Genomic DNA, 17,565 nt, shown 5'->3' with positions numbered 1-17,565 from the left:
GTTGGGACTAGATTGGCGTTCATATTCCAACTCTAGTCCTATTTCCTGCTTGATGCTCTACAACCTCCAACTGACAATACTTCAGCCCCTTTACTGATGGCCGAGGAACACCGGTTACGCCCATATTTTATCCCATTAATCTAGGCTATCAAGTTGCAGGATGGGTTTCATTAGCGGTTATTGTTGTATTCCTATTTTTGCTACTTCGTAAAGGAGTTGTAGCAGTAGCCGGAGCAGTAGCAGTAGCCTTAACCGGAGCAGTAGCAGTAGCAGTAGCCTTAGCCATGGCCGAAGACTTAGCCGGAGCCAGAGCCGTAGACTTAACCTTAGCCGGAGCCGAAAACGAAGCCGTAGCCGGAGCCTTAGACGTAGTCGTAGCCTTAGCCGCTGCCGTAATCGTAGTCGTAGCCTTAGCCGCTGCCTTAGCCGGAGCAGTAGCCGGAGCCTTAGCCGGAGCCTTAGCCGCTGCCGGGGCAGTAGCCTTAGCCGGAGCTGGAGCCGCTGCCTTAGCCGGAGCCGGAGCAGTAGCCGGCTCCGGAGCAGTAGCCGGAGCCTTAGCCGGAGAAGCAGCCTTAGCCGGAGCCTTAGTCTTAGCCGGAGCCGGAGCCGGAAACGGAGCCGCTGCCGCTGCCGTGACTTTAGTGAGTGCTTATGTTGGCTGGCGAGCGTTGAAAGGGGATCAGCGAGATGCTTGGATTCGGTCTGTTGCGATCGCGTTTGCCGCTATTGGCGGGACTAGCTTTCGTGGAGCGACGCTCACCGAAAGCTAATTTCTCTCACGCACGTCTTAAAAGCGTTGACCTAAGGCGAGCTGTGCTACTCCGTACCCGTTGGCGAGATGCTAAAAAACTGGACCGTGTACGCCCAGGCGAGACCTATCTCAACAATCCCAAAGTCCGTGAACTGGTGCTAACGGGCAACGGTCAAGGGCAGTCCAACGACTATCTCCTCAATCTCGCGGGCATCATCAATAACTACGGCCTCAACGCCGCCGACATCACCCGCCTACTCACGACCCTCCGCGACCAGGCCCAAACTTTCCCCACCGACCAAAAAGACAAAGCCAACGACACGCTCAATGACCTAGAACGCGGCCTCGCAGAGGAGCAGCCCGACCCAGGCCGCATCGGTCGGCGGCTGAAAAAGCTGGTTGCCCTAGCCACCGCCGTCTCGGGCGATATGTCCACGTTTACCAGCAACGTCATCGAGCTAACCGAGCAGCTGGGCATCCCCATCGACCAAGTGCAACTGCCATAGCATGATGATCTCTTGTAAATCAGCTATCTAATAAGCAACAGTCTCTAGGGTCATTCGCCTCATGCTTCACAGACCACCCGTAGGCCAAACACATTGCTACGCCCCGTCTGACTATTCTTATCGCGAGAAGCTGAACGACAAAACGGCGTATCGTTAAACCATGACCCACCCCGAATTACTTTAGACGACTGGGCATCAGCCGATTTCCAAGGCTTAGCATCACTGGGAGCCTCTTGATAACTGTCGTGGTAATCATCAGCACACCACTCAGATATATTACCGTGCATGTTGTACAGGCCAAATTCATTGGGCCAAAAACTATCAACCGCAACGGGGGTATTGCGATAGTTCTCTTCAAAGTTCTCGGTAAAAGAGAAATCGGCAAAGAAGTTGGCAATTTCTGTTGTCAGTTTCTCTCCGAAACAAAAAGGTGTTGTTGTTCCGGCACGACAGGCATATTCCCATTCCGCTTCACTAGGCAATCGATAGGTACGCCCCGTCAGCTGGCTCAATTTTTGACAAAAAGCTTCGGCCTCTTGCCAGGTCACCTGTTCCACTGGCAAATTAGCACCATCTTTACCTTGATCATCCGTAAAATAAGACGGATTTTCACCCATGATCACCTCATACTGCTGCTGGGTGATGGTAAAAGCCCCCATGTAAAAACTAGGTACTTGAATCGCTCGCTGGGGACCTTCTTTCTCTTCCCGTTGCGTTTCGGCAGGGGGAGAACCCATGAGAAATTCTCCCGCAGGGATTTGCACCATGCGCAGGGGCAATGCCTTGCCTAATGATGGATTCAGATAGGGTTCATCAAAATAGGTCACTTTGACCGAGGGTTCTGCCGTGATTTGCCCCTCTGCATCCACCTTGACGGTTTTCAATGTGCGGTTTTTGAGGGGCCGTCCCGTCGGGCCAATCATCTTGCCCGATACGCTTTGGCACCCCACAGTGACCATGCCAGTCGCAGTGGACAAACCTAAAAGTTTCAGGGCCTGCCGACGAGAGTAGGCCCTCGGGTAGGGTCGCTGGACAGGCGGATATTGCCAGGGATCTGGCGATAGATCCCTGGCAATATCCGCCTGAGTCAAGATAGTTCTGCCCCAGGCGGTTATTTTTTTGATGACCTGATCACGACTACCGACCATAAATGCATTAACTACGGGCACCCACGCCCGTTATCCTATATCAGGTCATTCACCGAGATGGTTGACGATAAGGAATTAGCGGTAAAAAAAATCAAATGCCAATGTATTTGTGAGTTTTGTAAGTTTTGTAACCTGCGGTCCTGATATTGCCTTGACTTATCCCTGAAACTGCTTGGCATAGAAGCTGGCATAGCGGCCTGATTGTTGAAGCAGCTCCCCATGGGTGCCAGATTCGATGATGCGGCCTTTTTCCATCACTAGGATGCGATCGCATTTCCTCACCGTCGCCAATCGGTGAGCAATGACAAACACCGTCCGTCCTTGCATCAGCCGGTCTAGGGCTTCCTGCACAAGCGCTTCTGACTCCGCATCCAGAGCAGACGTGGCCTCATCCAGGATCAGAATTTTAGGATCGAACAGGACGGCCCGTGCGATCGCAATTCGCTGCCGCTGTCCCCCCGATAAATTCACCCCCCGCTCCCCCACCCAGGTATGGTAACCCTGGGAAAACTGGCTGATAAAGCCATGGGCATTAGCCACCCGCGCCGCCGCTTCTACGTCCGTTAGGAGCCAGTCCTTTTGGCCAAAGGCAATATTCTCAGCAATGGTCCCGGAGAACAACACATTCTCCTGAGGGACGATCCCAATTTGACGCCGTAGACTTTGCAGAGTGACCTGGCGAATATCCACCCCATCGATCAAAATTTCCCCCGCCGCCACATCGTAAAAGCGAGGCAAAAGATTCACCAATGTAGTTTTTCCAGCCCCCGATAGCCCCACTAAGGCAATTGTCTGTCCCGGCTCTGCCACCAGGCTCACCGAGTCCAACACCGGCTGGTCAGCCTCGTAGGCAAAGCTCACCTGGCGATACTCCACCCGCCCCGTCACCGCAGGAAGAGATGTTACCCCCGGCCGATCCTGGACAGAGGGTTTAATCTGCAACAGTTCCAGCACCCGGTCCACGGACGCTTCCCCCTGCTTAAACTCGTTAAAGTTTTGAATCACATGGTTCACCGGATCAATCAGTAACAGAGCATTGATCACATAGGTGCCAAACCCCTCCCGCGCCAAGTTGCCAAGGCTAATTTGCCAGGTGCCCACCAACAGCAAAACCACAATCATCCCCGCATAGAGAAAGCCCACCACCGGAAACTGCACCGCCTGGAGCCAGGCCACCGAATAGCGGGCATCCCGGTTTTTCGCCGAGGCCTGGGAGAACCGTTCAATCTCATAGTCTTCGGCAGCAAAGGCTTGGACCAAGCGAATGCCACTAAACACCTCTGCCACCTGGGAGGACAGGTCCGCCACCTTATCCTGGCTGCGGCGGGCGGCGGTGAGCATTTTTTCGCCAAACCAACCGGACAGAAAGGCCAATAGCGGAATCAAAATCAACGCCGTCGCCGTTAGCTGCCAGTTGAGGTAAATCATGTAGCCAAACACCACCACCAACTGCAGGGCCGAGGGCACAAAATCGTGGAACAGCTTATACACCACCTCGCCAATGCGGTCCACATCTTCAGTCAGGCGATAGGCTAGGTCCCCCGTTTTGGTCTGCTCAAAATAGGTGAGGCTGAGGGTTTGCAGGTGACCATACACGCGGGTCCGCAGCTGGTGGGCCACCCGAAACGCCGCCTTGGCCATTAAGGAATCTTGGCCATATTGGGCGACCTTTTGGATCAGTAAGCCGAGTAGGGTGAGGGCAGCAACTTTGCCAAAGGCCGCCACCTGCCCCTGGACCAGGGTGGAAATGGCCAATCCCCCCAGCTTGGCGAGGATGGGCCAGTAAACGGTGAACACCAGGGTACAGACAAAAGCAGGAATCAGGATTGCCTGCTGGTGACGAATGTAGGGCAGCAGCTGCCAGTAATAGGGGCGTTCTGCGGGGCGTTCTGGGGAGCGTTCTGGGGGGCGATTATCCAAGGCAATAGGATCGGGTAAGCGTTTCATGGATTACGCTACCAGGTTCCGGGCGATCCTATGGGAAGGCTCGGCGGATAGATCTGCTTAGGGAGTCGATTAGCCTAACCGATGGGATGGAATGTGGGCGAAAATGTGGTTGAGGTATGGGTGAGGAGGATGGCATGGCCGACACAAAAATATCTCTGAGCGCCATCCATGAAGCTAGCCACTGCTGCCTGTATCAGGCTTTCGGTGTGGTGATCAATGGAGTCAGAATCAATCCTGATGGCACCGGGCGAGTCCATCGCTACAACATTGACCCACCCCAGGAACCCCGCCCATGGATGGCCAATGCTCAAGATGGTGCTATATCGGTGGCAGGCGTTGTCGGCGAAACCATTTACGAACAGGTCGATGTGGAGATCAAGGCCATACTGACGAAGCTGACGGTTGGTGGCGGCCAGGGCGACTACGACAGGATACAAAAATGCGGTGTTGATCATCTGATTAAGGAGTTGATGACATTTTCCTGTGCTGTCCTGATGGAGCATTGGAGTAAGGTCTTGGGGCTAGCCACTAGGTTGGACCAGGTGCAATATCTAGACTCAGACGAAATATCTAGCGAGCTGCCATATGTGCATGACTTCAGCCGCTATTCAGCCCAGTTACAGCAGCAGATCGGCGGTGGCGATGCCAGATGGATGTGGAATCATTCTATGAAGAGTGGGCTGATGCAGTGGCCCGGATAAGTTGACTGTTGGTTGGCTGAGATCTGGCGAATGTGGCTGAGGTCGGGGTGGGGATTAGCCCAACCGACGTGGTTAAATATGGGCGCAGAAGATTTTTCGTACCCTTTACCACCATGCCCACTGTCATTGTTGCCACTGGAAACCCTGGCAAACTGAAGGAAATGCAGGTCTACTTGACGCCCCTGGGCTGGGACTTGCAGCTGAAACCCGAGGAGATTGATGTGGATGAGACGGGGACAACGTTTATGGAAAATGCCCGGTTGAAGGCTCGGGAAGTTGCGATCGCAACCCACCAATGGGCCATCGCCGACGACTCCGGGCTGGAAATCCATGCCCTAGACGGTGCCCCCGGCCTCTACTCCGCCCGCTATGGCACCGACGACCAAGACCGCATTCATCGTGTCCTCAGAGAACTCACAGACGCCCAGGACCGCAGCGCCCAGTTCGTCTGTGCCTTGGCCCTAGCCAGTCCTGACGGTACCATCGCCCTAGAAACCGAAGGCATTTGCCCCGGTGAAATCCTGACTGGTCCCCAGGGAACCAACGGCTTTGGCTATGACCCCATTTTCTACGTCCCCAGCCAGGGCAAAACCTTTGCCGAAATGAGCGCTCAGCAAAAAGAAACCCACAGCCATCGCGGCATTGCCTTTGCCCAAATCATGACTCAGTTGGAGCAGCTAGAGCTGGGGTAAAGGCAGCCTAGGGTCACGAATCAAAGACACAACAAAAAGCTGCTCTTTTTACAGAGAGCAGCTCAAATGAGTAAATTCGATAACTTTTCTTCACAAAGACGGTTCTATTCGTCGTTGCCAAACATGCTTTGTACTTGACCTAGTGCAGCTTGGAAAATGTTAAACCCTGCCCAGCCTGCAGCTAGGGCAATTGGAGCCAGTACAGCTACAACCCGGAAATCAATGTCCATTACCGAACCTCCTGCGGAGAAATGCGTTTTATAAAATACTTGTACACAATATTCTCATAAACTAGGCGCGGTTTGAAGCAGAGAATTGGGGCTTCGTAGAAAGTTAATGGAAGATGGCGGTAGGGGTAGTTGCCCAAGGACCTGACTAGAATTCCACCAAGTCTAATGGCATTAGCTTTTTCATGGCAATTGCAGGAACATAAAAGAACCCTACTAGACCGCTTAAAAAGCTCCAGTAACTATTTTTGGATCCCGTCAATCACCCACTCTTCATGAAACTGCCCGAACTCAGCTCAGCCACCATCAACCGCGTCATCGAAATGGCCTGGGAGGATCGCACCCCCTTTGACGCCATCGCACTGCAATATGATCTGCAGGAAAAGCAGGTGATTGCTTTGATGCGTCGGGAAATGAAGCAATCTAGCTTTAAAATGTGGCGGCAGCGGGTGACGGGCCGTAAAACTAAGCACTTGGCTCAGCGCACCTTTGACAGCGGTCGCTTTCGTTCTCAAAATCAAAAGGGTTAACCAATATAGCTTTGGGCCACATCCCCAGCGATGGCTATAGGTCCCCTTCGTTCTATAAATTCTCCCCTGCCATAGGTCCCTTGCCGCACCATGAATAATCGCCCCGTCGCCGTCGTTACCGGAGCCTCCAGTGGCATTGGTATGGCCATTGCCCAACGCTTAGCCGCCGATGGTTACAATCTTGCCCTGGGTGCCCGTCGGCAGCAGCGTTTGACTAGCCTAGCGGATGAATTAACCCAGCAATACGGCATTGAAGTGCTGACCCAGGCCGTTGATCTGCGGGATGAAGGGCAAATTTTGGCTTGGTTTGGTGCGATCGCAACCCGCTTCAACGGTCTAGATGTCCTGGTCAATAATGCAGGCCTCGGCCACCAAGAGACCCTTTCCACCGGCAGTACCGAAAAATGGCGAGAAACCCTAGAGGTGAACGTCCTCGCCCTCTGCATCTGTACCCGCGAAGCCATCAACCTGATGCGCACCCTCGGCAAGGACCGAGGCCACATCGTCCACATCAGCTCCATGTCGGGCCATCGCGTCCCCGGCAGTGGCATGTACTCCGCCTCTAAATTTGCCGTCCGGGCCCTCACCGAAGGCCTCCGCCAAGAACTGCGGGCCGACAGCAGTGCCATTCGCATTTCGGCCATCAGCCCCGGCTTTGTGGAAACCGAGTTCGCCGAAAAATACTCCGGTAGCGCGGCCCAAGCCCAGATGGTCTACGGCCAGTTTCCCATCCTCCAGCCCCAGGACATCGCCAACGCCGTCGCCTATATCCTCAGCCAGCCCGACTATGTGCAGGTGCATGACATCCTATTGCGGCCCACCCAGCAAAGCAGTTAAGCCGTTTCCATCCAGTTAATACATCTCTGTAACTCGGCCGCCATATCGTGGCTATGAAACCGCCGACCGTGACCGGGCAGGACCCACTCAAAGGAATACTCAGTCAGACGTTTCATGGACCTGATCTGCTCGGGCCAGGAGTCCCAGCAAAACCGACGAAAACCATAAAGATGGCCCAGGTTAACTGACCAGGCTAGGTGATCACCCGTGAATAGAAACCGGTCCTGGTAAAGCAAAACAGTATGGCCCTTGCTGTGGCCAGGGACCGGAATGATGGTGAGATCGTCCGCCAGGGGGTAAGGCGCTTGCCCCTCGAGCTGGATTTCGACGGATTGGGTGTCGGGGTTGATGTCATGGACATGGAGGATGCGGTGACAGCCAAAATGCGCCTGAAACTTGGCATGATCCGCCACATCATCCCGATGGGTGAGATACAAATAGTTCACTCCACCCATCGCCTCTAACTGTTTCACCAAGGGTGGCGTAAATCGAGGTGAGTCAACCAACACATTTCCCCCAGGTCGCTGGATCAAATAACTGGCCGCCCCATAGGAACTCTCAGAGTGATAGCCACAGTGGTAAACATTCTCGGCAATCCGATCCGGCAATTGCCCTTGAGCCTGTTTGATATCCCTAGGCGGAGTGACCGTACCAATGGATGCCGTGGGGCAAGACAACAGCGCTTTGAGGGCCTGAATTCTCTCTTCCGATGTCATGGGCTGGGTATGGACTGCTGACATACTGCCCGCTCGACCAAACACATCGGGAGCCATCCAGCGACAGGTATCACAGTCAATACAGGTGGTATCGACAAAAATATCACCCTCCACATTCTCCGGGCGACGGGCTTTTAGCTGAGCCATCATGCTCCCCCTCTGGACGCTAGGTTGAGTGTTAACTCCAGTCTAGCTAATCCTCGGGGGATGGGACCTGAGAACACCTGAGAACAAATGATCTGTCATCAGCACAGCCAAAGGCTAGCCCTGCAACTGCCGTTGTAAATCATCGGTGGGATTAATCACGATACCCGTCACCTCACCCTGGAAAGTATCACTAGAATGGGCCGCTGTCTTCGGTAAAAACAAAATCTCAGCACTGTTGACCGGCAAGGGTCTACCAGCTTGGGCGGTAAGCCACACCAAAGGCGGCGCGGGGAGTTTATGATCGCCGCCATCATTAAACTGAATCCCCGCTAACACGGTTAAAACAGCGGTCATATCCGACACCAGACCCGTTTTGGCACTCCAAAACTGGGTGGCCAAACCGTTTTTCTGACCGTAGTGATAGAGCGAAGCAGCCGCAATCACAGCCCGCTCAAAGCTATCCAGGTCCCAAGCGGTGGATGTATCTAAGGCAATAATCAAACTTTGGTGGCTGGTCAACACCTCTAACTCTCGCACCCGCAATTCTCCATAGCGGGCACTGGTGCGCCAGTGGATTAATCGGGTGGGGTCTCCCCAACGATAGGGCCGCAATGCACGGGTCAAACCTTCTGTCCCACTGGCATTGAATTCAGCTTTTTGGAGCCGCCTCTGCCCAGTTTCCTCCCCCAGGCTATCAATCACCGGACAGCGATCCAGAGGCAAAATTTGCGGGTAGACAATGGCTTTGGCCTTGGCTGGGTGTAAACGACTGCACCAGAATAGGCCCAAGGGGGCCGCTGTGCGTAAACGGACCTCTGACCAAGTATAGATACCGCGTCTTTCCGTCGGAATTTCGTAACGCCAGGTATGTTGGGATTGGGGGGCTAGGGTGGCAATGGCCCGGACCTGCTGCCCCCCTAAGGCCGCAGGCACCAGGTCTTGCACCTGCATCAAACTTTTGGGGTGAGCAGTGGTATTTTCTACCGTCACCACCATCGACACAGCTTCCCCAGCCGACACAGGCACAGGCAATGGGCGACTAATCGCCAGTCCCTGCAACGACCGCTGGGGCAAAATCGACGATACCGATAGCAGGGCAATGGTCACCCCGCTAATCACATAGAGCCAACCGGCCATGGTGTTAGTGGCGGCACCGAATATACATAGGGTGAACCCGAGTAAGACCCAGCCGCTATAGGCCGGTGTCACCCAGTTTGATTCCATCCAGTGGGCTAAGCGTTTTAGCATTAGACAATGACGTCCCTGAACAACGATTGGCCTAGTTACTGTCCAGGGTACCCCCATTGTCGAGGAACAGAATGCAGCTCTGCAAGCACTGGATACCACTCAGCAGGAACGGGGCAATGTCCAAGCAAGGGTTGAAACGTTAGTTGAGAAGTTGCGATCGCGAAGCATTGCACCTAACAAGCCCTAACAGAGTCTTAACCCAGCCTATTAGCGATATAAGAAAAGACACATGCTCCCTAGCCAGCCATTGCTAAACTCCGGGGCTGCCTGGATTTCATGCCGTTGAATTATCGCACAAAATGTTTTACCCGGCCTTTTAGGCATATTGGAGAGTTTTCTGCCAGATGGCATGTAAGTTGGTGTCCCTCAAACAATAAAGGGAGTCCACAATGGTGAACTCCCTTGTTTATCCTCAAAGACCTAGAGCGCTAGTCCGTTCGATCGTCTACACCGTAGCTAAGGTAGGCTTCGCTGCGGTTTCAGACTCCTGCAAGCGACCCAAAATTGCATTGGTATTAGCTTTCGCATCACCAAACAACATTTGAGTATTGTCCTTAAAGAACAACGGATTCTCCACACCCGCATAGCCAGCCGCCATCCCTCGCTTCATTACAACAACATTGCGAGCCTTCCACACTTCCAACACCGGCATCCCTGCAATCGGACTCTCCGGATCTTCCATGGCACTGGGGTTCACCGTATCATTCGCGCCAATCACCAACACCACATCAGTCTCAGGGAAATCATCATTAATTTCATCCATCTCCAACACAATGTCATAGGGCACATTCGCCTCAGCCATCAACACATTCATGTGACCGGGCAAACGACCCGCTACAGGGTGAATGCCAAAACGAACATTGACGCCGCGTTTGGTTAAGATCCGCGTGATTTCAGATACTGCATGCTGGGCTTGGGCCACCGCCATACCGTAACCAGGGGTAATAATCACACTCTGGGCATCGGCTAACAATTCTAGGGTGCCATTAATGTCCGTTTCATTGATGGTGCCTTCGACCGCCTTAGCACTACCGCCTTTGCCAGAACCCTGGCCAAAGCCACCGAGAATAACGCTAAAGAAGGAGCGGTTCATCGCCTTGCACATAATGAAGCTGAGGATCGCTCCGCTGCTACCCACCAGTGCGCCGATGACAATCAACAGATCGTTGGAAAGCATGAATCCCGCCGCCGCCGCTGCCCAGCCGGAATAGCTGTTGAGCATGGAGATCACCACGGGCATATCAGCACCACCAATCGCCGCCACCAGGTGAATGCCCAGGACAGAGGCAATGGCCACCATGCCCAAGACATAGTTAAAGCCTTCAGTGCCCTCTGCCCCCATGAACAAAACACCCAGGATGACGGTACCCACTAACATGGCAATATTCAGAAAATGCCGAGCAGGCAGCATCAATGGCTTACTGCTAATAATCGCCCGCAGTTTACCAAAGGCCACCACGGACCCGGTAAACGTCAGGGCACCAATGAAGATACCAATGTAGATTTCCAACTTGTGGATGGTTTCCTCCGCCCCCACCAGGGTGGGATCGGGGCCTAAATAACTGGCTAAACCCACCAACACAGCAGCCAGACCCACAAAGCTATGGAGAATAGCAACTAGCTCAGGCATTTCAGTCATTTCCACGCGGGACGCAACTAAACCACCAATGGCAACAGCAGGCACAATGGCCACTACCAACAGGCTATAGGCACTCACTTGAGCACTCAAGGCTGTAGCCACCAGGGCAATAATCATACCGACAATGCCGTAGATATTGCCGCGCTTAGCACTTTCTTGATTAGAGAGACCACCCAAACTGAGAATGAAGAGAACAATGGCAGCCAAATAGGCCACCGCAACAAGATTGTTAGACATGGAATAAAAGTTGTAGAGAATGCCTAAAGGAGCAAAGTAGGAGCAAAGTCCCTCTCTCTGGGAAGAGGGATTTAGGATGAGGGGCCAAGGGATGGGGATTTTCCTATCCCCCTTCTCCCTAGGGAGAAGGAGCCAGGGGATGAGGGTTACTTCCGAAACATCTTCAACATCCGCTGGGTCACCAAGAACCCGCCGGCAATGTTGATCGTGCCGATAAAGATGGCAACAGCACCCAAAATCACCGTAGGTGACATCGCTTGCCCAGAAATCTGTAGCATGCCGCCAATAATGATGATGCCGCTAATGGCATTGGTCACACTCATCAAGGGAGTATGCAGTGATGGGGAAACATTCCAAATCACCTGCCAGCCCACAAAACAGGCCAGGATAAACACGGTGAAGTGGGAAAGGAAGGAAGACGGCGCACCGATACCAACCCCAATCAGGGCAATGGCCGCAAAGGCTACACCAATCCACTTCCAGGGCAGTGAAATTTTAGGTGCACCAGCCGCAGCCGCATCGGTTGTTGCTGGAGTCGACTCAACTTTTGCCGGTGCCGGTTTTTCAGGCATAGGCGCCGGCCAGGTTACCTGACCCTCATGACTGACTAAAGCCCCCCGCACCACTTCATCATCGAAGTTCACGCTGTACCCTTCGGAACCACCCATGTCGTTGAGTAGGTGGTAGAGGTTCATGCCATAAAGCTGGCTAGACTGCCCGGCCATCCGGCTAGCCAAGTCGGTCAGACCGACAATTGTCACACCATGGTGGCGATAGACTTCGCCAGGTCGGCAGACTTCACAGTTGCCCCCCTGGGCAGCGGCCATGTCCACCACTACGGAACCGGGCTTCATGAGTTCTACGGTGTCTTTGGTCACCAGTAGGGGCGCTCGTTTGCCGGGGATCAGCGCCGTGGTAATAATAATGTCCACTTCTTTGGCCTGCTCCGCAAACAGGGCCATCTCTGCCGCGATGAATTCCTTACTCATCGTTTTGGCATAACCACCGGAACCAGAGCCGTCCTCTTCAAATTCCAGCTCTAAAAACTGGGCACCCATGCTTTCGACTTGCTCTTTCACCACGGGCCGGGTGTCAAAGGCACGGACAATAGCTCCCAAGCTTTTGGCCGCACCAATGGCAGCTAAACCGGCAACACCAGCACCGATCACCAGAACTTTGGCTGGGGGCACTTTACCGGCAGCAGTAATCTGTCCGGTGAAGAAGCGCCCAAAGTTATTAGCAGCTTCAATCACGGCGCGGTATCCGGCCACGTTAGCCATGGAGCTGAGGGCGTCCATTTTCTGGGCACGGCTGATCCGGGGAACCGAGTCCATGGCCAGGGCCGTCATCTGCTTTGCCGCTAGCTGCTGGACCAAGTCAGCATTTTGAGCAGGCCAGAGAAAGCTGATGAGGGTTTGGCCGTCATGACCCAGCGCAGTTTCATCGCAGTTAAAGTCTGGGTGATGGGCAGGGGGCTCCACCTTGAGCACGATGTCTGCCTGGTCCCATAGTTCCCTGGCATTACCGACCACCTGGCAGTCCGCTTCGCGGTAGGCCTGGTCTGAGAACTCGGCCCGTTCACCAGCCCCTTGCTCAATCAAAACTTCGAAGCCCAGGGATTGGAGTTTTTTAACAGTTTTGGGAGTGGCGGCAACACGGCATTCACCCGGTGCAATCTCTTTCGGTATCCCGACGCGTTTTGGGCGACTAGGTGGCGATGACTGTTGGTCAACGGCACCTTTATCGAGAGCGATGGTCATGGTAAATCCTTTTTAACTAGCTGGGCTAACGATTGTTAAAAACACTATGGAAGCGGGATCACAATTGATCTCAATCCAACAGGAATAACTTTAGATTTAGTGGTTAGATTTAGTAGTTTTTCGCAACTGAAACACGAACCGTTAATCCCATGGCTTAACAGAGCTAGATTCATCTATTAAACTGGGTATAAAGTTCTATTCCACTAGGTTTTGAGGACCTATGACTGGATGCAATTAATGGACTTAATCGGCGATTCTACAGCCCTTGACTGATGGCAGAAAGCCATATGAGCAAAGGCTTATGCTTCATCAGAAGAAACCTGAACTGTCTGTAACATTCATTCGTAATTCTGACAATAAATCCTTTAGAGAACGTACTTTTTATTCTGACGATTTAACTATTGAAAAGTGCAGCTTGCTTTAGGAAGATTTACCTTTCGATCAGAAAATCTAGCATTGACAATGGTCTAAATAACCGTTGACAAGGTAAAGGGGGTGGGGTTGGTTCACCGCTTGATAAAATGTTATATATGCTACTCTTGAGAAAAGTTGCGTACTGTAAACGATTGCCATAGAGGTCTGCGATCGCCCTCAAGCTTTACGTTTATGGTTCCTCCAGTCACCTATTCAGGCAGTTGGCATCAGTCAATCATCATCGGTGGGGTCAATTGTAAAAACCGTCCCCCGACGATTGAATCGCTACCCGGTCCCTGTGATAGTTCTAAACGAGTCCCAAGTCTTTTTAGTTTCGAGCGCTAGGAGTAAGTCATGACACCTAAAAAAATAATGCAGTGGGGTTTAGTTGGCCTAATGCTGTCGTCTGCTGCTATTACCAGTTTGAGTGTGCCTACCCTGGCTCAGGATAGCTACAACACTGACGGTCTCACTATTTTTGGTGGTGTTGATGCTGAGTATCGCCTGACTTATAACCTGCGAAATAATACTCGTCGCAATACCCGCGCTCGTTACGAGCTGGAAGTGGGCAGCGATAAGCTGCAGGCGGCAGCCTCTACTCTGATTGTGACGATTCCTGAGACGTTCACCGAGTACCGTGGCAGCATCAATTTAGATGAAATTTCCGTGCGCTACGGCCGCATAGATAGTGAGGGTGAGCCCATAGCTGTGGATGAAGTACGCTGGGACGATCGGGTTTTTAGTGGCGCTAATGATCTGTCGGATGAGCTGGATAAGATTGAAATCTTTTTGGCTGAGGACATCCCAGCGGATCGTTCCTTCACCATTGAATTTGGTAAGGTGCGTAATCCTAATCGGGGCCTAGTCGTGCGGACCAATTTACAGGTGGTTGAACGGGGGCAAGAGCTGCCTAACTACATTGGCACCTGGGAAATGCTGGTGGCCTACGAAATACCCGAATAAATTCTATTACCGCCATGGCCTAGGGCATGTTACGATCAGAAACCGCGTCGATGGGCGCAAATAGTAATTTTTCGTTTGAGCAGATTTAGGAGCAATCGCCATGACTAAGCGCACCCTGGGCGGTACATCTCGTAAGCGGAAGCGCGTTTCTGGCTTTCGTGTCCGTATGCGAACTGTGAATGGCCGTCGAGTCATTCAAGCTCGCCGCAAGAAGGGCCGTGAACGCCTAGCGGTCTAATCATAGTTAGTTGAGTTGCGATCGCATCCGTGGCACTACCAAGTCAACATCGGCTGCGGTCTCCGCGCTCATTCTCTAAGGTTTACCACCAGGGTCGGCGCTTAGGTAGTCAGTACTTAGCCATCAAAGCCCTAAAAAATCCAGTACCCGATGACAGGTCTCCGAAGGATCTGTCATCGGGTATTTGTTTTGGCGTCTCCATTAGCCGCAAGGTACACAAGCGCGCAGTGGTGCGCAATCGCCTCAAACGTCAGATTCACGCAGCCCTTAGCACCTTACTTCCCAGAGCCACCGGAGCTTGGTGGGTCGTGATCAATGTGCGAACAACAGCAATAGACTGCAAATATTACGATTTTTTGCGAGAATTAGAAAGTCTATTAACTGCGCTGGAGGTGCTGGATGGCAATTAAAGAAGATGTTTACTACGAAGGCGGACCCCACATCGGGGATCTGATATTTCACTGTGTACTAGCCATCACGGTGGTATTTATTCCCATCACCATTGGAGCCATTATTCGGGCCATCTGGGTTCGCTACCGCATCACCAGCCGTCGCATTTCTGTCACCGGTGGATGGATGGGACGCAATCGGACCGATCTGATCTACTCAGAAGTGACCCGTGTAGCTGTTGTCCCCCGTGGGTTAGGACTGTGGGGAGATATGGCCGTACAGTTAAAAGATGGCAGCCGTCTTGAACTCAGGGCATTACCCAACTTCCGTGAACTCCATGACAAAATTATGGAGCACATTTCACCCAAAGCCCAAGCAGCCAGTCAGGTGAAAATTTAAGGGTCAGAGATGCCTGACTTGATTCCGGCCACTTCCAAGGGGGAATAACCGTCATCTAAAAGGTAGAACACCGCCAGCCCAGTTCTTTACCTGGGTTAATAACTGGTCCTTTTTATCTTGAATCACCCTAAGGTCTGCAATATTCAGATACATTAGAGTTCGGTATGCAATTTGCTCGGTAAGCGCGCATGGATTTCGGTATTGGATTTCTGACCAACAACATAATGTTGCCAATCCTAGATTTTTTCTATGGGATTGTGCCTAGTTATGGTTTAGCCATTGTGGCCTTGACTCTTCTTATCCGCTTTGCCCTCTACCCGCTCAATGCCGGGTCGATTCGCAATATGCGTCGCATGAAGATCACCCAGCCCCTCATGCAAAAGAAAGTCAAGGAAATCCAAGATCGCCATAAGGATGACCCGGCCAAACTACAGGAAGAAATGAGCGGGGTTTACAAAGAGTTTGGCAACCCCTTAGCAGGCTGCTTCCCCGTGGTGCTGCAAATGCCCATACTCTTTGCCCTCTTTGCCACCCTGCGGGGGTCGCCGTTTTCCGACATTACCTACCCGGTTAACCTGCAAATTCTTCCCCAAGACGTCATCGAGCAAGTCCAACCCCAAGCGTTTTCAGCCAAACTATCCAGTCTATACATTGCTGATGGCCAGCATTTCCCCCTAGCCCCCGTTTTGCCTGGTGGCAATCGGATTACCGTGGGCGATACCGCTTTAGTCCGCCTGCAAACACCCGAGGGTGAGTCCATCGCCCAGCTAGCTGAGAAGTATGCTGAAGATCCATCGATATTTATTCCCCAGTGGGAAATTACCAAAGGTCAAGAGCTAATCCAAATCGATCAGAACGGTCAGATTACCGCCCTTGCCCCTGGTGATGTAACCGTTCAAGCCAAGGTTCCCGGCTTAGCCGCAACCAAAGGATTTCTATTCATCAAAGAACTGGGGCGCATTGGTGCCCTTGGCGATGAAGGGGAAATTCACTGGGATATCCTCGGCATGGTCCTGTTCTTCGGCATCAGCCTCTATGTCAACCAGCTTTTGTCAGGCCAGTCTTCCAGCGATAATCCCCAACAGGAAACGATTACAAAACTCACCCCTGTATTGTTTTCAGGGATGTTTTTGTTCTTCCCACTGCCTGCCGGTGTGCTGCTATACATGGTTTTAGCCAACGTTTTTCAGACAGCCCAGTCTTTTATTCTTTCCAAAGAGCCGTTACCTGCAAATATCCAGGCTTTGGTAGATGAGCAGGAAGCAAAAGCAGCGAGTGCTGATCGAGGTGCCCTAGCATTTGAGCCTGGTTCCAAGAAAGCGACCGGCAAAGATGGGGACAAAAAAAATAATACCGCCAGCAAATCTACAGCTAAAGAGTCAGCTAAGAGCAATAAGTCAACTGAAAATAAGTCTGGGACTAACCGTTCGAAAGGTAATAAGAAATCTGGCGGCGGGTCCCCAAAAAAGGTCTCTAACAGTTAGGGAACGGTAAACTTGTGGTTGGCATGAGCAGCGCTGAAACAGGTATAGAGAATTTATGGGCGAGCAGCAAGATCAGGGTGGTATTGAATGGCTATCACAACTGCTAGGCCATCAAGGGCTTCAGACCACTGTCATCGGTGAGCACGTAGCCGATGAGCTGGGAGATAGCAGTTTTTGGCTGACCATTGAGGACGACTCCCTAACCCAGGAGCAAATTGATGCCCTACTGGGTGAACAAGGTCGCGTTTTAGATGCCATCCAGTATTTGGCCAATACCGTTCTAAACATTGGCAAAGAGCCAACAGAACAGCAGTCTTACACCATTGAACTGCAGGGCTACAGGCAAAAGCGCCAAGATGAACTAAAGGCAATTGCAGCAAACGCCGCCGCCGCCGCCTTAGCTAGCGGTGGAGAACATGAAGTGGCCGACTTATCCTCAGCAGAACGGCGGCAGTTACATACCTTGTTGAAAGCCCACGGTGGCTTAGAAACCTTTAGCCGTGGCCGAGAACCCGATCGTCGGTTAGTGGTTCGTCCGTTGGGAAGTGATGAATCTTCCGATGCCTCGGATCACTCCGATGCCTAGGTGCC

At 52.5% G+C, this 17,565-nt stretch carries 19 protein-coding genes; 12 read left to right on the top strand and 7 right to left on the bottom strand.

The window, feature by feature from the left end; genetic code table 11:
* Positions 1-197: 197 nt before the first annotated feature.
* Complete coding sequence (locus VB741_RS22105; RefSeq protein WP_323367379.1) at positions 198-770, top strand: hypothetical protein; 573 nt, start codon at positions 198-200, stop codon at positions 768-770.
* 43 nt (positions 771-813) lie between these two features.
* Complete coding sequence (locus tag VB741_RS22100) at positions 814-1,257, top strand: hypothetical protein (protein WP_323367378.1); 444 nt, start codon at positions 814-816, stop codon at positions 1,255-1,257.
* 59 nt (positions 1,258-1,316) lie between these two features.
* Here the strand turns inward: VB741_RS22100 and VB741_RS22095 are convergent, their stop codons facing one another.
* Together VB741_RS22095 and VB741_RS22090 are read right to left on the bottom strand one after the other, a co-directional pair.
* The gene (locus VB741_RS22095; RefSeq protein ID WP_323367377.1) at positions 1,317-2,405 is read right to left on the bottom strand and encodes a formylglycine-generating enzyme family protein; all 1,089 of its coding nucleotides are present in this window, start codon (positions 2,403-2,405) and stop codon (positions 1,317-1,319) included.
* Positions 2,406-2,561: 156 nt separating this feature from the next.
* Positions 2,562-4,352: an ABC transporter ATP-binding protein gene (locus VB741_RS22090; protein WP_323367376.1), complete on the bottom strand. Its 1,791-nt coding sequence runs from the start codon at positions 4,350-4,352 to the stop codon at positions 2,562-2,564.
* 134 nt (positions 4,353-4,486) lie between these two features.
* Between VB741_RS22090 and VB741_RS22085 the strand changes: the two genes are divergently transcribed.
* Entirely contained in the window at positions 4,487-5,053 is a 567-nt protein-coding gene (locus tag VB741_RS22085; RefSeq protein WP_323367375.1) for a hypothetical protein, read from the top strand.
* A 113-nt stretch (positions 5,054-5,166) separates the two neighbouring features.
* Positions 5,167-5,745 (top strand): RdgB/HAM1 family non-canonical purine NTP pyrophosphatase, encoded by a 579-nt coding sequence (gene rdgB, locus VB741_RS22080; protein ID WP_323367374.1) that lies wholly within the window; start codon positions 5,167-5,169, stop codon positions 5,743-5,745.
* A gap of 104 nt (positions 5,746-5,849) precedes the next feature.
* Here rdgB and VB741_RS22075 read toward each other — a convergent pair whose 3' ends face one another.
* Entirely contained in the window at positions 5,850-5,975 is a 126-nt protein-coding gene (locus VB741_RS22075) for a photosystem II protein Y (protein WP_442786425.1), read from the bottom strand.
* Positions 5,976-6,247: 272 nt separating this feature from the next.
* On the opposite strand from VB741_RS22075, the gene VB741_RS22070 reads away from it, so the two are divergent.
* Positions 6,248-6,502: a TIGR03643 family protein gene (locus VB741_RS22070; protein WP_323367373.1), complete on the top strand. Its 255-nt coding sequence runs from the start codon at positions 6,248-6,250 to the stop codon at positions 6,500-6,502.
* Between the two features lie 90 nt (positions 6,503-6,592).
* Positions 6,593-7,339, top strand: a complete 747-nt coding sequence (locus VB741_RS22065; RefSeq protein WP_323367372.1) for an SDR family NAD(P)-dependent oxidoreductase — start codon at positions 6,593-6,595, stop codon at positions 7,337-7,339.
* Here the strand turns inward: VB741_RS22065 and VB741_RS22060 are convergent.
* The 4 genes from VB741_RS22060 to pntA form a co-directional block, all read right to left on the bottom strand.
* A complete protein-coding gene (locus VB741_RS22060; protein WP_442786427.1) occupies positions 7,336-8,202 on the bottom strand; it encodes an MBL fold metallo-hydrolase in 867 nt (288 codons plus the stop codon). The genes VB741_RS22065 and VB741_RS22060 overlap by 4 nt on opposite strands.
* Positions 8,203-8,316: 114 nt before the next feature.
* Entirely contained in the window at positions 8,317-9,450 is a 1,134-nt protein-coding gene (locus VB741_RS22055) for a DUF58 domain-containing protein (RefSeq protein ID WP_323367370.1), read from the bottom strand.
* Between the two features lie 445 nt (positions 9,451-9,895).
* Entirely contained in the window at positions 9,896-11,326 is a 1,431-nt protein-coding gene (gene pntB / locus VB741_RS22050; protein WP_323367369.1) for a Re/Si-specific NAD(P)(+) transhydrogenase subunit beta, read from the bottom strand.
* A gap of 146 nt (positions 11,327-11,472) precedes the next feature.
* Positions 11,473-13,086, bottom strand: a complete 1,614-nt coding sequence (pntA, locus tag VB741_RS22045) for a Re/Si-specific NAD(P)(+) transhydrogenase subunit alpha (RefSeq protein WP_323367368.1) — start codon at positions 13,084-13,086, stop codon at positions 11,473-11,475.
* A 768-nt stretch (positions 13,087-13,854) separates the two neighbouring features.
* Between pntA and VB741_RS22040 the strand changes: the two genes are divergently transcribed.
* The 6 genes from VB741_RS22040 (at position 13,855) to VB741_RS22015 (ending at position 17,560) form a co-directional block, all read left to right on the top strand.
* Positions 13,855-14,463: a DUF2808 domain-containing protein gene (locus VB741_RS22040; RefSeq protein ID WP_323367367.1), complete on the top strand. Its 609-nt coding sequence runs from the start codon at positions 13,855-13,857 to the stop codon at positions 14,461-14,463.
* A 100-nt stretch (positions 14,464-14,563) separates the two neighbouring features.
* Positions 14,564-14,701, top strand: coding sequence for a 50S ribosomal protein L34 (rpmH, locus tag VB741_RS22035; RefSeq protein ID WP_323367366.1), 138 nt, complete (start codon positions 14,564-14,566; stop codon positions 14,699-14,701).
* A gap of 29 nt (positions 14,702-14,730) precedes the next feature.
* The gene (gene rnpA / locus VB741_RS22030) at positions 14,731-15,111 is read left to right on the top strand and encodes a ribonuclease P protein component (protein WP_323367365.1); all 381 of its coding nucleotides are present in this window, start codon (positions 14,731-14,733) and stop codon (positions 15,109-15,111) included.
* Positions 15,101-15,490 carry a PH domain-containing protein gene (locus VB741_RS22025; protein WP_323367364.1) on the top strand — a complete coding sequence of 130 codons (390 nt, stop codon included), beginning with the start codon at positions 15,101-15,103 and terminating at the stop codon, positions 15,488-15,490. Before rnpA ends, VB741_RS22025 begins: the two co-directional genes overlap by 11 nt.
* A gap of 188 nt (positions 15,491-15,678) precedes the next feature.
* Positions 15,679-16,974 carry a membrane protein insertase YidC gene (yidC, locus tag VB741_RS22020; protein WP_323367363.1) on the top strand — a complete coding sequence of 432 codons (1,296 nt, stop codon included), beginning with the start codon at positions 15,679-15,681 and terminating at the stop codon, positions 16,972-16,974.
* 55 nt (positions 16,975-17,029) lie between these two features.
* The gene (locus VB741_RS22015) at positions 17,030-17,560 is read left to right on the top strand and encodes a Jag family protein (protein WP_323367362.1); all 531 of its coding nucleotides are present in this window, start codon (positions 17,030-17,032) and stop codon (positions 17,558-17,560) included.
* Positions 17,561-17,565: the final 5 nt, after the last annotated feature.

It is taken from the genome of Leptothoe sp. PORK10 BA2, assembly GCF_034932105.1.
Lineage (GTDB): Bacteria > Cyanobacteriota > Cyanobacteriia > Phormidesmidales > Phormidesmidaceae > Leptothoe.
Note: the sequence above shows the minus strand (reverse complement) of the source record. Positions and strands in the feature narration are given on the sequence as shown.